11 protein-coding genes, 2 tRNA genes and 1 pseudogene are annotated in these 18,682 nt (G+C 41.9%); 11 read left to right on the top strand and 3 right to left on the bottom strand.

Features of this window, described 5'->3' with window-relative positions:
* Window positions 1–19 precede the first annotated feature (19 nt).
* From KTR06_RS02905 to KTR06_RS02940, 8 genes are all read left to right on the top strand, one after another.
* A complete protein-coding gene (locus KTR06_RS02905; RefSeq protein ID WP_004317506.1) occupies window positions 20–1,096 on the top strand; it encodes a cellulase family glycosylhydrolase in 1,077 nt (358 codons plus the stop codon).
* Window positions 1,097–1,132: 36 nt separating this feature from the next.
* A complete protein-coding gene (locus tag KTR06_RS02910; RefSeq protein WP_081354124.1) occupies window positions 1,133–3,010 on the top strand; it encodes a hypothetical protein in 1,878 nt (625 codons plus the stop codon).
* A 26-nt stretch (window positions 3,011–3,036) separates the two neighbouring features.
* Window positions 3,037–4,926, top strand: coding sequence for a hypothetical protein (locus KTR06_RS02915; RefSeq protein ID WP_074704553.1), 1,890 nt, complete (start codon window positions 3,037–3,039; stop codon window positions 4,924–4,926).
* A 39-nt stretch (window positions 4,927–4,965) separates the two neighbouring features.
* The gene (locus tag KTR06_RS02920) at window positions 4,966–8,220 is read left to right on the top strand and encodes a DUF5107 domain-containing protein (RefSeq protein WP_120067265.1); all 3,255 of its coding nucleotides are present in this window, start codon (window positions 4,966–4,968) and stop codon (window positions 8,218–8,220) included.
* Between the two features lie 226 nt (window positions 8,221–8,446).
* A complete protein-coding gene (locus tag KTR06_RS02925) occupies window positions 8,447–8,968 on the top strand; it encodes an RNA polymerase sigma-70 factor (protein ID WP_032849707.1) in 522 nt (173 codons plus the stop codon).
* A 29-nt stretch (window positions 8,969–8,997) separates the two neighbouring features.
* Window positions 8,998–10,137 (top strand): aldose epimerase family protein, encoded by a 1,140-nt coding sequence (locus KTR06_RS02930; protein WP_120067263.1) that lies wholly within the window; start codon window positions 8,998–9,000, stop codon window positions 10,135–10,137.
* Window positions 10,138–10,253: 116 nt separating this feature from the next.
* Entirely contained in the window at window positions 10,254–11,057 is an 804-nt protein-coding gene (locus KTR06_RS02935; RefSeq protein WP_120067262.1) for an inositol monophosphatase family protein, read from the top strand.
* Window positions 11,058–11,086: 29 nt separating this feature from the next.
* Window positions 11,087–11,794 (top strand): ComF family protein, encoded by a 708-nt coding sequence (locus KTR06_RS02940; RefSeq protein WP_120067261.1) that lies wholly within the window; start codon window positions 11,087–11,089, stop codon window positions 11,792–11,794.
* A 936-nt stretch (window positions 11,795–12,730) separates the two neighbouring features.
* On the opposite strand, the gene KTR06_RS02945 is transcribed toward KTR06_RS02940, so the two are convergent.
* Window positions 12,731–12,804: transfer RNA gene (locus KTR06_RS02945), tRNA-Asn, on the bottom strand.
* 28 nt (window positions 12,805–12,832) lie between these two features.
* Window positions 12,833–12,906: transfer RNA gene (locus KTR06_RS02950), tRNA-Asn, on the bottom strand.
* 77 nt (window positions 12,907–12,983) lie between these two features.
* Between KTR06_RS02950 and KTR06_RS02955 the strand changes: the two genes are divergently transcribed.
* Complete coding sequence (locus tag KTR06_RS02955; RefSeq protein ID WP_120067256.1) at window positions 12,984–13,973, top strand: adenosine kinase; 990 nt, start codon at window positions 12,984–12,986, stop codon at window positions 13,971–13,973.
* Between the two features lie 46 nt (window positions 13,974–14,019).
* Complete coding sequence (locus KTR06_RS02960; RefSeq protein ID WP_120067255.1) at window positions 14,020–15,708, top strand: S41 family peptidase; 1,689 nt, start codon at window positions 14,020–14,022, stop codon at window positions 15,706–15,708.
* 135 nt (window positions 15,709–15,843) lie between these two features.
* On the opposite strand, the pseudogene KTR06_RS02965 reads toward KTR06_RS02960, so the two are convergent.
* Window positions 15,844–17,033 (bottom strand): annotated as a pseudogene (locus KTR06_RS02965) (ATP-binding protein).
* Window positions 17,034–17,216: 183 nt separating this feature from the next.
* On the opposite strand from KTR06_RS02965, the gene ahcY reads away from it, so the two are divergent.
* Window positions 17,217–18,635, top strand: coding sequence for an adenosylhomocysteinase (gene ahcY, locus KTR06_RS02970; protein ID WP_182429363.1), 1,419 nt, complete (start codon window positions 17,217–17,219; stop codon window positions 18,633–18,635).
* Window positions 18,636–18,682 lie beyond the last annotated feature (47 nt).

An 18,682-nucleotide genomic window follows, 5' to 3' on the forward strand; every position in this document is an offset into this window, starting at 1 on the left:
TTAATTAATTTGATTTCTTATGAATAGATTGAATATATTGATTGTAACAATTCTCTTTTTATTGACAACAACCGGCTGCGCCCAACAGGCTGAAAGATGGTCGACGGAAAAAGCAAACGCATGGTACGCATCTCAAAAATGGCCGGTGGGTATCAACTACGTTACTGCTACGGCAATCAATCAGTTTGAGATGTGGCAAGAGGAGACTTTTGATCCGAAAACCATGGAGTTGGAGTTGGGACGTGCCGGGGAACTCGGATTCAATACGGTACGCATATTCCTGCATGATATGGTGTGGGAAGCGGATCCGGCAGGGTTTAAACAACGACTGGATACATTTCTGGGTATTTGTCAGAAACATGGCATGCGTGCCATCGTCACTTTCTTTACGAATGGCGGGCGTTTTGAGAGTCCGAAACTCGGAGTACAACCGGCTTCTGTACAGGGTGTTCATAACTCTCAATGGATACAGAGTCCCGGAGCGCCATCCGTCAATGATCCGTCAACGTATCCGCGTCTGGAACGTTACGTGAAAGATGTGATGACTACCTTTAAGGCAGATGATCGTATTTTATTGTGGTGTTTATATAACGAACCGGAAAACTTCAAGCAGAAAGCACACAGTATGCCATTGTTGCGCGAAGTGTTCCGTTGGGCGCGTGAGGTGAATCCCTCGCAACCGCTGTCGTCTCCGATATGGATTTATCCCGGAGGACATGGCACACGCAGTAATTTGCCGATTATCAGTTTTCTGGGTGAGAATTGTGACGTTATGACCTTTCATTGTTATTACGGACCTGAAGAAATGGAAAAATTCATCGCTTTCATGAAGCAGTTTGATCGTCCGGTTATCTGCCAGGAGTATATGGGACGTCCCCGTTCAACTTTTGAAGAAATAATGCCGATTCTTAAGCGTGAAAAGGTAGGTGCCATCAGTTGGGGATTGACAGCAGGAAAGTGTAATTTCCATTTACAGTGGTCGAGCAAGGCCGGAGATCCGGAACCTGAAATCTGGTTTCATGATATATTCCGTCTGGATGGTACACCTTATAGTCAACAAGAAATTGATTTTATAAAAAGTATGACTTCAAACTGATTGATAACGGATTGAACAAATAAAAGAATGAATATGATGAAAAAGTTAAAAACTCATAGATACCTTTTGGTAACAGTAATGGGGCTTCTTGTTGCTTGTACATCTTATACCTCAACGGATGAGTGGCCTAATCCGCGTCCTAATTCAAATCCTGACCCTGAACCGGTCATCGGAGAGATTACCTCTATTCAGTCGCTCAATAAAAGTGAAAATGTAGCAGTGAACTCTCATGCGGACGAATGGGGGAATAGTTCTCTCGAATTAGACTATCGCCGGTTGCTGACTTTGGAAAGTCCGGCACTGTCGGCTGTGAATGCTCTTTATCCCCGTATCAAGAAATTAGGTGATGGGACCTATTTGCTGCTATACCAGCAGGGACCACAGGCTTGGAATGTCTATTATGCTTTAAGTACTAATCTGATTACATGGCAGAATGCATCCAGTCCTCTGTTTCAGAGCGAAAGTGCTCAGCAAACTTCCGGTGCCAGTGATACACGCTGTTTCTCATCATGTGATGCAGTTGTTCTGGCAAATAAGGATATTTTGGCATTCGCTTCCTTTCGCTTGAATCAGGGATACAGGGTCGATCCGCAGAGTAATGGTATTATGATGAGGCGTTCTTCCGATAATGGACGTACCTGGTCGACTGCCCAGATTATTTATCAGGGAACGACTTGGGAACCTTATGCATTACAACTTCGTTCGGGTGAAATACAGGTCTATTTTACGGATAGTGAGCCTCTCACAGCCGATTCGGGGACTGCCATGCTGCGTTCTATGGATAATGGGCGGACATGGACGGTCGTTGGAAAGGTGATCCGTCAAAAGACTGGACTGGCTATAGATGGCTCGGGCAAGCAAATTTATTCAGATCAGATGCCTTCTGCCCGCGAATTAAATAATTCGACGAAGATTGCAGTAGCTACAGAAACACGTTTCAGAGATGAAGGCGATGTTTATCATATTTCAATGGCGTGGAGCTCCGACAACTGGGCTTCGGCTCCATTGACCGGAGATGAAGTAGGGCCTTCGGACCGTAAACTCAATTTTGTGCAGAAGGCTGCAGCACCTTATCTGGTACAATTCCCCTCGGGAGAAACTGTCTTGTCGTACAATGCTTCTTCTCTCTTTACCATGCAGGTGGGTAACGCAGAGGCTTCCCAATGGGGAGAAACGTATCAGCCATTCAGTGGAAAAGGATATTGGGGAGCAACGGAAACTATTGACCCGCATACTCTTGTAGCTGCCATGCCTGCTACTTTTGTCAATAGCGAGAATAAAGATGCTGCCCGTATTCAGATTGGACAGTTTGTTCTGAATCATCGGATTAATGCCTCCGGAATGACACCGGTGATAGACGCCGACAATTCGGATTGGAGTGCAGTTAGTGATGCGCTATTTATCGGAAGTGTGTCCACTACACAAGCCGTGTTCCGCTTTGCTTATGATGCAGAAAATGTATATTGTCTGGTGGAACGTCTTGATAAAGACTTGACCACAGACGACAGTATGGAATTGATTTTTCAGGGTGGAGATGCTACCGGAACCCCTCTTAAAATCTCTCTTATTCCGGATGCAGTTCAATATACCATTAAATGCAGTCATTCTTCAGTAACTTGTAAGGGTGCGGTTCACGGAACTTTTGGCGATACGGCAGCCGATAAGGGATATGTAGTCGAAATGGCTATTCCACGGACTTTACTTCGGGTGGTGGCCGACCGTTTGATGTTTAATGCTACCTTATACGATCAGAATGGTAGTGATACCTTTACTGGACTGACTACTACGAATTATGAGAAATGGTTGCCAATCGTTTTAAAAGCCGCTACGGACCCTGAACCTCTACCAGGGGAAGGAGATACCGGTACTGGACCTTCCTGGAATAATGGCGATACGGAAGGTACATGGAAATAATGATAACATTTTAAATTTGCGAGACCATGAAAAAAAATAAAATTCTGATTCTTCTGGTAATTGGTTTATCATTGGGTAGTTGTGTGCAAACTGATGATGAGGTGTTTTCTCCGGAACCGACCGTTAATGGAGGAGAAAAATCCATTACGGCCATTTGTGCTGTTACTGCCACAACACGCACGTCTCTTAATGCATCCATGAATGTGGTTTGGACCCAAAATGATGAGATACGGCTGTTTGGCACTTCAACACCGAATGGAGCTGTTTATACTACTGCTGCCAATAGTGCTCGTACCGCTGTTTTTGATCCGGTGGACGCTTCTGTAGATGATGCCATCCGATATGCTATTTATCCGGCGTCGGCTGCGTCAGGCAGCCAGCTTGAAGGTACGACACTTGCTGTTGACTTTTCGGCACTTGCCGGACAGAAATGGATGGGTGCGTTCAATGCTGATAGTGAAATATCATCTTTGCCGATGGCGGCAGCCTCTGATGGTGAAGCCTTTTCTTTTAAGAATCTGTGTGGTGGAGTACGGATACAACTGACTGATTATCAATTAATGGGAATTAGTGTTAAATCTGTAGCTGTACGCGGTAATGACGGAGAACTGGTGTCGGGTATAGCTGATGTCAATGCAGCGGATGGAATCGTATCACTTCGGAAGTCTTCCACTCCTTCTGCTGCGGTTACTGCATTGGTTACTTGTGATACAAGCGTACCTCTTTCTGCAGATAATAATCCCTCGGCTCATACAGACTTTGTTTTATTTCTTCCTGCGGTAAATTATACCAAAGGGTTGACTTTCGTCATAACGGATGCTGCCGGACGGATTTACGAACAAGCAACTCCGGGTGCTTTCACTATTGAAGCCGGAGTTGTCAAACCGATGGAATTATTACCGATAACGTTGTATTATGGTAAGGTAAACTGTTATCGTACGGCATCTGCAGGAACACTTGAAATAGATGTCACACCTTATTATTCATTGGCAGGAGATTATACTTATGAAAATCGTCTGAGGGTGAATATCAATGGGGAATTAGTCGATAAGGCTGTGTCTGCAACTGTTTTGTGGACACAAACGAATTCGTCTTCATCAGGAGATGTTCTTTCTGCTATTCCTGCATTGGAGGGAACTACTTTAAAAGTTCCTGTAAGTGGCGTGAAAGGAAATGCCCTTGTGGCTATTCGAGATGCATCGGGCAAGAACGTATGGTCTTTTCATATTTGGGTGACTGAAGCATCGGATCTTACCTATATTAATGAGGAACGGGGAACATTCAAAATGATGGATCGTAATTTGGGTGCAACTTCTGTTACTCCTAAAGATCAGAATGCTTATGGTGTGTGGTATCAGTGGGGGCGCAAAGATCCGTTCCCGCGTCCGCTTGATATTGTCCGTTCGAGTGCGACAACTGTGGATAACAAGGAGCTGACCGCAAATGCAACCACTTCTGCTGAAGTGGGAACAGTAAGTTATACTATATCCAATCCTGATATAAGAATTTTTTCTGCGAATGACTGGCATAATGAATGGCGGAATAACGGACTATGGGGAAATTCTGATGGTCTCACCAAGAATGTAAAAACTGTGTATGATCCTTGTCCGGAAGGCTATTGTGTGCCCGATCAGAATTGCTATCAGGGATTCACTTTTACTTCAAAAACGGAATGTGATAACAATTACGGGCATCTGTTTGTGATTGATGGTTCGCAAACTTCTTACTTCCCGACAGGAGGCTATCTAGATAAGGGAGCTAATAAGATTGCTTATCAGGAATATCGGGGATATCAATGGACTAGTAATCCAGGAACAACAGGAGCTTATTACTTCTATTATAATAATGCAAATCTTAATTTTACAGGTATGGATCGTGCTTCGGCAGCATCTGTCCGTTGCGTCAGGATGGAGTAAAATGAAAGATATTTTTTAATCATAATAATACATGCACTCATGAAATATTTCAATATTTTGTTTCTGATTTTGTTTCTTACTACAAGCGCAAAAGCGCAATCGGTCAAGGTGTCTGTAAGCAAAGTCAGTATTCCGACATACACAGAACCTGAACGTGAAGAATTGCCGATGTTTGCCGAAAACAGGGTACATCAGCGTTCGAGTGGCAATCCTTATCCTAATAAAATCGTTCTGAAAGTGAATCGGGAACAAAAAGTGGATAAAGAATATACGCTTATCAAATTAGAGAATGAATATTTGGAACTACAAATATTGCCGGAAATTGGAGGTAAGATATATGCTGCCAAAGATAAAACGAATGGATATGATTTTTTCTATAAGAACCATGTCATAAAACCTGCTCTTATCGGTGCTTTGGGCTCGTGGATTTCCGGTGGACTGGAGTTTAACTGGCCTTTTCATCATCGGGCTTCGTCTTTTATGCCCACTGATTATGAGATAGAAAAACTGCCGGGGGGTGGAGTGGTCGTTTGGGTTTCGGAACATGATCCGACAGACCGGATGAAAGGTATGGTTGGCATTGTGCTTAACCCCGGTGAGTCTATCTTTGAAACGAGAGTCAAATTGTCGAATATCACCCCGTTAAGACATTCGTTTTTATGGTGGGAGAATGTGGCGGTACCTTCGAATAAGAATTATGAGATATTCTTTCCGCACGATGTAAGCCATGTGTTTTTCCATTACAAACGTTCGGTTACTACTTATCCGGTTGCAACAAATGCGGCAGGAATATTTAACGGTATTCGTTATGACGGTGCAGTTGATATAAGCAAGCATAAGAATACGATTCAGCCTACCTCTTATTTTAGTGCGGCATCACAGTATGATTTCTTTGGCGGTTATGATACGGGCAGGAAATGTGGGGTTGTACACATCGGAGATCATCACGTATCACCCGGTAAGAAGATGTTTACATGGGCTTACAATCAGTTGTCCCAGTCTTGGGAAAATGCTCTCACAGATACAGATGGAGCCTATTGTGAATTGATGGCAGGCAGCTATTCTGACAATCAGCCGGATTTTACATGGCTTGAACCGATGGAGACTAAAACCTTCTCGCAATATTGGTTCCCGATCGGAGAAATCGGGGTTCCGGATTTTGCGAACACGACAGGAGCTATATACGTCAAGGATACGATTAAAGTGCAATTGAACAAGACTCGTAATGTGAAGATTACGGTCAAAGGTGATAATCAGATTTTGTATTCAGGAAAAGCTACAGTCAAAGCCAGAGAAGAATATATGCTACCTGCGGATGTAAGAATGAAGTTGGGATATTCAATAGATGTTACTGCTAATGACGGAACTGTTTTAATGTCTTATACAGTGAAGAAACACGATACTTTTAATATTCCTCATACAACACAGGATATGCCGAATATCAAAAAGGTTGAAAGTCCGCATTTGTTGTATCTTGAAGGTTTGCATGTGGATCAATACCGTGATCCTGCCACTAAAGGAGAGAGCTATTATAAAGAAGCTCTTGAACGTGATCCGAATTTTGCTCCTGCATTGATCGCTTTAGGAGAAGCAAAGTTACGCAATGCTTTTTATAGTGAGGCTTTGGGATATCTTTTGAGGGCGGAAAAAGTGTTGACACGGTTCAATACGCGTCTTGAAAATGGGAAACTGTACTATTTGTTAGGGCATGTCTATTTAGCGCTCGATGAGCAGGAGAAATCCTATGATTATTTCCGGAAAGCGGCATGGAGCAGTGCTTATGTTTCTTCCGCCATGACTTATGCGGCTATGCTTGATATACGTAAACTGGAGTATGACAAGGCTGTTCAGCATCTTGCTACTGCCATTACTTATCATAAAGATAATGCTGTAGCCAATGCGTTGATGATATATGCTTCTTATTTGCAGGGAGATAAAAAAGCATCGGAACGTCAATATCTGTCTGTAGAAGCGAATGATAAACTTAATCATTTGGCACGTTACTTCGGTGTGCTGACCGGTAAAGTTAGTGCCCGGGATTTTATGGAAAAGATACGGACGGATAAGAATCAGGTATGTCTCGATCTTATAGAAACTTTGCTTGTCGCTGATCTGCAGAAAGAGGCTGTTTCCCTGATAGAGATGTTGCAAACACACGAACCTCTGATTTTTAGTCTGTCTGCCATATATGCAGATATAAAAGGCGGTTCTCCGAATGATTCGGCAACGGAAGGGATTGCTTTCCCAAGCCGGCGAATTGAAATGAACAGTTTGTCTCATTGGGCAAAACAGGGAAGTCGGAAGGCGCAGTTGCTGTTGGGATGTGCCCTTTACGCTAAAGGACATTATGAGAAGGCAGTCGCTCTTTGGGAAGGCTTGTCCAGTACTGATTATCGTGCTGCACGAAATCTGGCTGTCGCTTACTATTCACACATGGATCGTAAAAATGAGGTGTTACCCTTATTGGAGCAGGCATTATCCCTGAAGCCGAATGACGAACAGTTGATTTTTGAAACGGTCTATGTAATGGGTAAGTTAGGAGTTGCTCCTATTGAACGTATTTCTTTCTTGAATAATCATAAGTCTGCAATTAGCCGCGATGATATTATGCTTGAATGGGCACGAGCTTATAATATGGCAGGACAGGAGGATAAGGCAATAGAACTTCTTAGGGGGCGTAACTTTGTCCCAGCTGAAGGTGGGGAGCATGCAGTTGCCGAACAGTATATGTTTGCTTATTTCCTGAAAGGGCGTAGATTAATGAAAGAAAATAAGATGCAAGAAGCGGCTGATTGTTTTAAGGCTGCGCAAACTTTACCTCAAAATCTGGGAGCAGGTTTGTGGAATATCGTTAGATTGGTTCCATTTAAATATTATGAAGCAGTCTGTTTGAAATCTTTGGGGCAGGAAGACAAGGCCAATGAGAATTTTGATTTTATAACGGGTATTGAGGTAGATTATTTTAGTAATATGAACTTACCGGAATTGCCATTTTATCAGGCACTTTGTTATCGTGAAACGGGTATGCCTTTCAAGGGGGATATGCTCATCAATTATAAACTGCAAGATTGGAAAGAAGGTATGAAGACTATTGATGCGGGTTATTTTGCCACTACTCCTTTCTTTATAAGTTTCTGCGATCGTGCCGTACAGCAAAGGAGTGCTTATTATAGCTATTTACTAGCTCTGGCCTATCGTTACACTGGTGATACGAAGCTGGCACAGAAATATATTGAGCAAGCAGCAGTGAGTGATCCTTATGCTCTGAATATTTTTGCAGAAAGACAATTCTGAACGATCTTGTAAAGCTCATTTAGACGCGGATTCATACAGATTTATATTTAGAAAGAATCTGTATGATCCGCTTCATTATCAGCATCTTTGTTTAGTGCAATTAATGTGATTTCGGTTTTAGTATTAGAAAGTGTTTTGAGGGTATGGTTCTCTTTACGAAAATGTATTCCGAAAGAAAAATATTTTTTGTAGATTTGTGAGACTGATAAACACAATTCCGGGAACGATGGATATTCAAGCCTTTCGAAATTATTACGATACATACTATGAACAACTTTGTTGTTTTCTCAACTTCTATACGCATGATGTAGCAGTCATAGAAGATGTTATTCAGGAGGTGTTTCTCAAACTATGGGAGAATAAAGATTGTATTGAAATAACCTATATCAAAACCTATCTTTTCCGGGCTGCCAAAAATCGGGTATTAAACTATCTTCGTGATGAGGAAAACAGGCATCAGTTGTTAGAGAATTGGTTTAACCAGCAACTGGAAGAAAGGAAATATAAAGATTGTTTTGACATTGATGCCTTGACAAAAGTGGTGAATCGGGCAATTGAACAGCTTCCGGAGAGATGTAGGGAGATATTTTCCTTGAGCCGGAAGGAGGGACTTTCTTATAGGCAGATTGCCGAACGTCTCGGGATTTCTGTAAAAACAGTAGAGACACAAATAAGCATTGCGCTCAAACGAATAAGAGAGATCTTATCTTCTTCTGCATTTGCATTTTTGTGGCTGTTTATTCGATAAAATATTTATTCTTTACTATTGAATGTCAGATGAATAGATTTTTTGCTTTTTTGTATTTAGCTGTGTTTGTTACTGCTTGTGCGGAATGTGAAGTTATTCCTGGAATGAAAACAGCGTTTTATGGTATTACTCAAGATGGTGATACCGTTACTCAATATACCCTGACCAATGTTTCGGGGGCTCAATTCAAGGTCATTGACTATGGGTGTCGTGTGACGAATATTATGGTGCCGGACCGGGAAGGAAAAATGGCAGATGTAGTGCTTGGATATGAAAACCTAAAGGATTATGAGACTGGAGCCGAGCGGTTTTTCGGGGCTTTATTAGGACGTTATGCTAACCGTATTGCCGGCGGGAATTTTATGATTGATTCTGTTCGGTATCAACTTTCGTGCAATGAATCTCCAAACGGACATCCCGGGCATTTGCACGGCGGTGTGAAGGGATTTGATCGTGTCATGTGGAAAGCGATGCCGGTCAGTTGTTCTGATACGCTTGGCATTGTTTTTACTCGTTGCAGTCCTGACGGAGAGGAGGGATATCCTGGTAATTTGGACTGTAAAGTCACTTATTACTGGACTCCGGACAATACTTGGCGTATAGAATATGAGGCAGTTACCGATCAGCCGACTATCGTTAATATGTCGCAACATTGCTATTTTAACCTTCAGGGTTATGACGGAGGTTCGGTTTTAAATCATATCGTACAAATTAATGCGGATTCAGTTACGGTAAATACTCCGTGGTATGTGCCGTTTTCGGTTGAATCAGTAGTAGGAGGACCTTTAGATTTTCGCACTCCTCATAGCTTTGCAGAACGTGTCACCTCTCCTAATGAGCACATGAATCTTATGGGTGGTTATTCGGCTAACTGGATACTTCGTGATTATAACGGAGATTTGCGTTATGCTGCAACTGTCACGGAACCTCAAAGTGGCCGTCAATTAGAAACTTACACTACAGAGCCCGGCTTGTTGATCTATACTGGTATCGGGCTTTCAGAAAAGATTGTGGCCAAAGGTGGCCCACAACAGAAATATGGTGGTCTGATATTGGAAACCATCCACCATCCGGACACGCCACATCATCCTGAATTTCCATCCTGTGTGTTGCGTCCTCATGAGAAATATTATTCCGTTACGGAATATAGATTTACTGTGCAAAAGTAATTCAATAGAGTATACCCTGGAATTACTTATCTTTTTCCGGGAAAACTCTTATTTCTATCAAAAAAAGTAATAATTTTGGCATTGATTTGCGGATTGCCTAAATTATGAAAGATAGAATGTTAGATTTAAAACAACTTACAGCTGATGTATGCCGGATTGCTACAGAAGTTGGATATTTTTTGAAAGAAGAACGAAAGAGCTTCCGTCGTGAACGTGTGGTGGAAAAACATGCACACGATTATGTGTCTTATGTGGATAAAGAATCTGAAGTGCGTGTGGTGAAAGCCCTTACTGCTTTACTGCCTGAAGCGGGATTCATAACAGAAGAAGGCTCTGCCACTTATCAGGATGAACCCTACTGTTGGGTAATTGACCCCTTGGATGGAACCACGAATTATATTCATGATGAGGCTCCTTATTGTGTGTCCATCGCTTTACGTAGCCGTACCGAACTTCTTTTAGGTGTCGTTTATGAGGTTTGCCGGGATGAATGTTTTTATGCTTGGAAAGGCGGAAAAGCGTTTATGAATGGCGAAGAAATTCATGTGTCGAACGTTGAGGACATCAAAGATGCATTTGTCATTACAGAATTACCTTATAATCATCTGCAATATAAACAGACCGCTCTTCATCTCATCGATCAGCTTTATGGGGTAGTGGGCGGTATTCGAATGAATGGCTCGGCTGCTGCCGCAATCTGCTATGTGGCTATTGGGCGTTTTGATGCTTGGATGGAAGCATTTCTCGGAAAATGGGATTATTCTGCGGCAGCACTGATTGTTCAGGAGGCGGGAGGAAAGGTGACTGACTTTTATGGTGAGGATCATTTCATAGAAGGACATCATATTATTGCAACGAATGGAAATCTTCATCCTGTCTTTCAGAAACTCCTGTCAGAAGTTCCTCCATTGAATATGTAGGTACTTTGCAACTTTAAATCTCTATTATTATGAAACACACACTTCTTATCAAAGACTGGCTTAATTCCTTCTTATCTTTGCTATTTCCCCGTTGCTGCGTTGTTTGCGGCCGGCCGTTAGCAAAGGGTGAAGAATGTATCTGTACAGTATGTAATATCAATCTACCCCGTACTAATTATCATCTTCGAAAAGATAATCCGGTAGAACGGCTCTTCTGGGGACAAATCCCTTTGGAACGGGCTACTTCTTTTTTCTTTTACGAGAAAGGAAGCGACTTCCGGTTGATTCTTCATCGGTTGAAATATGGTGGACAAAAGGAAATAGGTGCAATTATGGGGCGGTATATGGCTGCCGAACTTTTGTCTTCCAATTTTTTTCAAGGAATTGATGTGATAATCCCCATACCGCTTCATAAGAAAAAACAGCAAATCCGTGGTTATAATCAGAGTGAGTGGATTGCCCGTGGTATTGCTGCTGTAACAGGAATACCCATCGATACAGAATCTATATTACGTAAGAAAAATACGGAAACGCAAACGCGCAAATCTGTGTTTGAACGTCGGGATAATGTGGAAGGTATCTTTGAACTTCAGCATCCCGAAACACTTGCAGGTAAACACATATTGATAGTTGACGATGTGTTGACTACCGGCTCTACTACTCTGGCATGTGCTTCCTGCCTGGTAGATGTAGAAGATATACGGATTAGTATATTGACGTTGGCAATGGTGGAATAAGTATGTATATCAGTACCCTAATTCACTATGGGTATTCAACGAAAATGAAAATAATCTGTGTGAATCTGTGTAATCCGTGGTGAACTCTAAATTAGCATTTAGCTTGTTTCGGTACGGAAATAACCAAAAGTACTATCGTTGACAATAATTCGTCAATATGCAGCTTTTATCTCTTTTTCTTGCTTATATTATTTTTTCAATTGCCTAACGAATTATCGTTTGACAGTTGTTGAACGAACGCTTGACAGATGTTGAACTATCGCTTAACAATTGTCAAGCGAAAACTCCTTAGGCAATGAAATAACTATTAATAGGTAAAGGATCGCTTAAAAATAACTAATAAAATCATTAGTGGTAATTGATTCCAAACGGTACGGTTATAAATTTATTCCATATCATTATATTTTAGACATGATAAGATTATCATTGAAATATATTTCAACATATACATTCCTACGATAGAAGTGTCAAAAATAAAAGAGACGAACAATTTCCTCAATTTAAGTTTAGGACTTTATCAGTCGATTCGTTTCTCGGTGTCGAAAAGGTTGTTTCTCGGTGAGAAACGGGTCGTTGGTTTTAAAGGAATCTATCGAATAGTAACCACCTGGATAACAGTATCTTACAAAACAGTGTTATCTGTCAGAAATACATAGGAGTTTTATTGACATTTTTTTGGCAACACCATTTATTTCTATTGTATCTATTACTGTGATAATATTTACATTAGAACTAAAATATGGCATTTATAAAAGAATCTGTTTCATTCTTTTCTTATCAGGAATGAATCTATTTTAAGAATGTGACTGCCCTGAATCAAATCCCCCAAGTTTTCAGACTGAGCCCTATCCATCCCAGGATTCCGTTATGCTCCGAAAAACATTGGATCAGAAAAATAAAAAAAGAGATAAATCTTCTGATTTACCTCTTTTTTTGCTCTTCCTCTTGGACTTGAACCAAGGACCCTCTGATTAACAGTCAGATGCTCTAACCGACTGAGCTAAGGAAGAATGTTTGCAATCAAGATTTTCAACTTTGCTCTTCCTCTTGGACTTGAACCAAGGACCCTCTGATTAACAGTCAGATGCTCTAACCGACTGAGCTAAGGAAGAATGTTTTTCTCAATTGCGATGCAAAAGTACTAGGTTTTTTTGAAATATGCAATATCTTTGCAAAAAAAATATTAGGAATGGACAAAATAATAGGATTGGGCAACGCCCTGGTAGACGTACTCGCAACCCTGAAGGATGATACTCTTTTGGATGAAATGGGTTTACCCAAAGGAAGCATGCAGCTCATCGATGACGCTAAGTTACAGCAGATTAACACAAAATTTTCACAGATGAAAACCCACTTGGCAACAGGCGGATCGGCAGGAAATGCCATCCTCGGACTGGCTTGTTTGGGTGCTGGAACAGGATTTATCGGAAAAGTGGGAAATGATAATTATGGAGAATTTTTTCGTGAAAATCTGCAGAAAAATAAGATTGAAGACAAATTATTGACCTCGGACCGACTACCTTCCGGTGTGGCATCCACTTTTATTTCACCGGATGGGGAGCGCACTTTCGGAACCTATCTGGGAGCAGCCGCTTCTTTGAGAGCGGAAGAACTGACGCTGGATATGTTTAAAGGTTACGCGTACCTATTTATAGAAGGCTACCTCGTTCAGGATCATGAAATGATTCTTCATGCCATTGAACTGGCTAAAGAAGCAGGTTTGCAGATTTGTCTGGATATGGCTAGTTATAATATTGTGGCCAATGATTTGGAGTTCTTCTCTTTATTAATAAACAAATATGTCGACATCGTCTTTGCAAACGAAGAAGAAGCGAAAGCCTTTACCGGCAAGGAGCCGGAGGAAGCTTTGGGAGTGATTGCCAAGAAATGCAGTATTGCTATTGTAAAAGTCGGAGCAAGCGGTTCTTATATCCGCAAAGGAACAGAGGAAATAAAGGTTTCGGCCATTCCGGTTCAGAAAGTGGTGGATACTACCGGTGCCGGTGACTATTTTGCTTCCGGATTCTTATATGGATTGACCTGTGGATACTCGTTGGATAAATGTGCAAAAATAGGTTCTATTCTCTCGGGAAATGTTATTCAGGTAATCGGAACAACGATGCCACAGGAACGCTGGGATGAAATTAAGTTAAATATTAACAGGATTCTGGCAGAATAACAAAGGATTAAGCTACTTTTACGACTCATTTAGATTAAAAAGAGGTATGAAAAAATTGCTGAACAGGCGAATAGCTATTGTTGCAGTAGCGGTGATAGCCACAGTTGCTTTCTTTAGTTTCAAGAGCGGAGATGATCGTAATTTCCAGATTGCAAAGAATCTGGATATATTTAACGCGATTGTGAAAGAACTGGATATGTTCTATGTAGATACCATTGATCCGAATAAAACGATTCGGGAAGGGATCGATAATATGCTTTACACCTTGGACCCTTATACGGAATATTATCCGGAAGAAGATCAGAGTGAGTTGGAGCAGATGATTAAAGGATCATTCGGTGGTATAGGTTCTTACATTGCTTATAATACGAAACTAAAGCGTTCGATGATTTCTGAACCTTTTGAGGGAACACCTGCTGCCAAAGCCGGGCTGAAAGCGGGAGATATCCTGATGGAGATTGACGGAAAAGACCTTGCCGGTAAGAATAATGCGGAAGTTAGCCAGATGTTGCGTGGGCAGGCAGGGACCAGTTTTAAGTTGAAGATTGAGCGTCCGAATGTGAAAGGCGGACGTACGCCGATGGAGTTCACAATTGTGCGTGAGTCTATTCAGAATCCGGCAATACCTTATACTGCCGTATTGGATAACAATATAGGTTACATCGGCCTTAGTACTTTTTCCGGCAATCCTTCCAAAGAATTTAAGAAAGCGTTTTTGGATTTGAAGAAACAGGGAGCCACTTCATTGGTGATAGACCTTCGTAGTAATGGTGGTGGATTGTTGGATGAAGCAGTAGAAATTGCGAATTATTTCTTGCCGCGTGGAAAAGTGATTGTGACGACCAAAGGAAAAATCAAACAGGCCAGTAACACTTATAAAACGTTGCGTGAACCGTTGGATTTGGATATTCCGATTGCCGTACTGGTAAATAGCGGAACGGCTTCTGCTTCTGAAATCTTATCAGGTTCTTTGCAGGATCTCGACCGTGCTGTGATCGTTGGTAACCGTACTTTTGGAAAAGGGTTGGTACAGACCACCCGTCCTTTGCCTTATGGCGGAATGATGAAAGTGACTACCTCCAAATATTATATTCCGAGCGGCCGTTGCGTGCAGGCTATTGATTACAAGCATCGCAATGAAGACGGAAGTGTCGGCACTATTCCCGACAGTTTAACTAAGGTATTCCATACGGCTGCCGGACGTGAAGTCCGTGACGGAGGTGGTGTAATGCCGGATATTACGATCAAACAAGAGAAATTACCGAATATCCTTTTCTATTTGGTACGTGATAATCTAATCTTCGATTATGCAACGCAGTATTGTTTGAAACATCCCACTATCGTTGCTCCGGAGAAGTTTGAGGTGACAGATGCTGATTATAATGATTTTAAAGCATTGGTGAAGAAAGCCGACTTCAAGTATGACCAACAGAGTGAGAAGATTCTGAAAACGTTGAAAGAAGCTGCCGAGTTTGAAGGATATATGGATGACGCTTCAGAGGAATTCAAAGCGCTAGAGAAGAAGTTGAACCATAATCTCGACCGTGACTTGGATTATTTCTCTACCGACATAAAGAAAATGATTGCTACTGAAATTATCAAGCGTTACTATTATCAACGTGGTAATATCATCCAGCAGTTGAAGGATGATGACGGTTTGAAAGAAGCGATGAAAATACTGAATGATCCGGTAAAATACAAAGAAATGCTTAGTGCCCCGGCTGCTAAGAAATAAAGAACTATTTTTCAAATATTGATAATATAGAAAACGCGGCTTTGTCATCGACAGGCCGCGTTTTCTGTATCTAATTGTAAATAGTCATATAAGTGTCATCCTCTGATACAGGTATTTGTAACCTCGACGGCACATTTATTGGCGAATCAAAGGGAGAGTGAAATAGAACCTGCTTCCCTGTCCCTCCTGGGAGCGCAGCCAGATACGTCCTTCCTTTTTTCTACTAACATTCTGCAAAGAGTCAGCCCCAATCCGGTTCCCTGAACAAAATCGTTGACTTTTCCAAAGCGGCGGAAAATAGTGGCAACTCTTTCTGCCGGAATACCGATGCCGCTATCTTTCACGTAGAACTCTACAAAATCCTCTTTTTCCCGATACCCGAAATGAATTTCTCCTTTGGGGGTAAACTTCGTGGCGTTACTAAGCAAGTTACTTATAATTTGTATAATACGATTCCAGTCACCGGAGGCATACATGTCCGCATCTACATCATCTAAAATAAGTTTGACTCCGTTTTGCGTCTTATGGCAAAACTGTTGCTCCAGTTGCAGACAGATATCTGTTAACTTGATCGGACAGATGTTGAATTTTAAAGAGTCGGCCTCCAGTGAGGACAGATCCAGAATATCGTTGAATAGATTCAGTAACATTTCCGAATTTCGTTCGATGATTTCCGCATATTGATTCTTCTCTTCCGTAGATGTTGCGTAAGTGATTAGTTTGGAGAATCCGACAATCGCATTGAGCGGAGTGCGTATTTCATGGCTCATGTTTGCAAGAAAAGCAGACTTCAGCCGGTCCGACTCTTCTGCCTTGACTCTGGCGGCCTTCAGCTCTTTCTGTTGTTGCGCGTTCGTCTGTTCTGCCTCCCATTGTTGGGATATATCACGGCACATACACAACAGATATTCATTATCCAAAGGAAAGATGCGGTTTTCGTAGTGATGTAAAACACCGTCCAACATCAGGTCATGTCTGGCTGTGGAACTTTCTCCCGTGAGGATTACTTTATCCATATTCTTGCGGACACTCTCATAAGCTTCTTCCGGCAGAATATCTTTTACGTTAGTGGTGGTGATATTACTGGCATTGATACCTTCTACGTGGTTGGTTGCCGGCGAAGAAGCAAGCTCTATAATATTGGCATCATGGTCGAAGACGGTGAGCATATCGGGGAGGGCATCCAATATCCGGGTGCTGTATTTATCGCGAAAACGTTCTTGGGAAGGAGGCGAAGAATGAGAGGAAAGAAAATCCACCTTCTCCTTTAATTGTTCGATTATTTCTAAAAGCTCCTCCTTCGTTTTGCTCTCGTAATGTCTCATAGAAGATTTATTGTTATTCATTAGAATATTGTAGAAATTGTTTTATCTGTTGCAAATATAAGACAATATTCCGAGACGCGGATTGTCTCCCAAGTTATTATAATATAAAAAAAACGGATAGCTTTTGCCCTACTAATCAGAATGTTCTATCTTTGCATTCATTATATATAAATGATTTACAATATGTCTACAGAATTATTCTCTACTCTGCCCTATAAGGTGGCAGATATTACGCTTGCTGATTTCGGACGCAAGGAAATCGATTTGGCAGAAAAAGAAATGCCCGGCCTGATGGCTCTTCGCGAAAAGTATGGAGAATCCAAACCGTTAAAAGGTGCCCGCATTATGGGATCGTTGCACATGACCATTCAGACGGCTGTGCTGATTGAAACGTTAGTGGCTTTAGGAGCTGAAGTACGTTGGTGCTCTTGTAATATATATTCAACGCAGGATCATGCGGCGGCTGCAATTGCTGCTACGGGTGTGCCTGTGTTTGCATGGAAGGGGGAGACTCTTGCTGATTATTGGTGGTGTACATTACAGGCCTTGAGCTTTGACGGTGGTAAAGGACCGAATGTGATTGTAGATGATGGCGGTGACGCTACGATGATGATTCACGTAGGTTATGATGCAGAGAATAATGCTGCCGTATTGGATAAAGAAGTACATGCAGAGGACGAAATAGAACTGAATGCAATCTTGAAGAAAGTGTTGGCGGAAGACAGTACTCGCTGGCATCGTGTAGCGGAAGAAATGCGTGGCGTGTCTGAAGAAACTACGACAGGCGTACACCGTTTGTATCAGATGCAGGAAGAAGGTAAACTGTTGTTCCCGGCATTCAATGTGAATGATTCGGTCACAAAATCTAAGTTTGACAACCTGTATGGCTGCCGCGAATCGCTGGCTGACGGTATCAAGCGTGCAACGGATGTGATGATTGCCGGAAAAGTGGTGGTAGTATGTGGTTATGGTGATGTGGGTAAAGGCTGTTCTCATTCTATGCGTTCTTACGGAGCGCGGGTGCTCGTGACGGAAGTAGATCCGATCTGTGCATTGCAGGCTGCCATGGAAGGCTTTGAAGTGGTGACTATGGAAGAAGCTTGCATGGAAGGCAATATTTTTGTGACTACTACAGGTAATATCGATATTATCCGTATCGACCACATGGAGAAAATGAAAGATCAGTCTATCGTTTGCAATATCGGTCATTTCGATAATGAAATTCAGGTAGATGCCTTGAAACATTATCCGGGCATCAAATGTGTGAACATCAAACCACAAGTAGACCGTTATTATTTCCCGGATGGCCACAGCATCATTTTGCTTGCTGACGGTCGTTTGGTAAATTTGGGATGTGCAACCGGTCATCCGTCATTTGTGATGAGTAATTCATTTACCAATCAGACATTGGCACAGATGGAACTGTTTAACAAGAAATATGATATCAATGTATATCGCTTGCCGAAGCATCTGGATGAAGAAGTTGCCCGCCTGCATCTTGAAAAGATCGGCGTGAAATTGACTAAGTTGACTCCTGAACAGGCTGCCTATATTGGTGTGTCAGTGGACGGACCTTATAAAGCAGATCATTATAGATACTAATTAGATTTACGATTTGACGATTTACTATTTGCGATTGATAAATGTGG

This window comes from Bacteroides sp. MSK.20.12 (assembly GCF_019052435.1).
GTDB lineage: Bacteria > Bacteroidota > Bacteroidia > Bacteroidales > Bacteroidaceae > Bacteroides > Bacteroides xylanisolvens.

What these genes read in the sequence shown, in the direction of transcription:
- KTR06_RS02905 (WP_004317506.1), top strand. Translation starts at nt 20, where the DNA reads ATGAATAGATTGAATATATTGATTGTAACAATTCTCTTTTTATTGACA.
- KTR06_RS02910 (WP_081354124.1), top strand. Translation starts at nt 1,133, where the DNA reads ATGAAAAAGTTAAAAACTCATAGATACCTTTTGGTAACAGTAATGGGG.
- KTR06_RS02915 (WP_074704553.1), top strand. Translation starts at nt 3,037, where the DNA reads ATGAAAAAAAATAAAATTCTGATTCTTCTGGTAATTGGTTTATCATTG.
- KTR06_RS02920 (WP_120067265.1), top strand. Translation starts at nt 4,966, where the DNA reads ATGAAATATTTCAATATTTTGTTTCTGATTTTGTTTCTTACTACAAGC.
- KTR06_RS02925 (WP_032849707.1), top strand. Translation starts at nt 8,447, where the DNA reads ATGGATATTCAAGCCTTTCGAAATTATTACGATACATACTATGAACAA.
- KTR06_RS02930 (WP_120067263.1), top strand. Translation starts at nt 8,998, where the DNA reads ATGAATAGATTTTTTGCTTTTTTGTATTTAGCTGTGTTTGTTACTGCT.
- KTR06_RS02935 (WP_120067262.1), top strand. Translation starts at nt 10,254, where the DNA reads ATGTTAGATTTAAAACAACTTACAGCTGATGTATGCCGGATTGCTACA.
- KTR06_RS02940 (WP_120067261.1), top strand. Translation starts at nt 11,087, where the DNA reads ATGAAACACACACTTCTTATCAAAGACTGGCTTAATTCCTTCTTATCT.
- KTR06_RS02955 (WP_120067256.1), top strand. Translation starts at nt 12,984, where the DNA reads ATGGACAAAATAATAGGATTGGGCAACGCCCTGGTAGACGTACTCGCA.
- KTR06_RS02960 (WP_120067255.1), top strand. Translation starts at nt 14,020, where the DNA reads ATGAAAAAATTGCTGAACAGGCGAATAGCTATTGTTGCAGTAGCGGTG.
- ahcY (WP_182429363.1), top strand. Translation starts at nt 17,217, where the DNA reads ATGTCTACAGAATTATTCTCTACTCTGCCCTATAAGGTGGCAGATATT.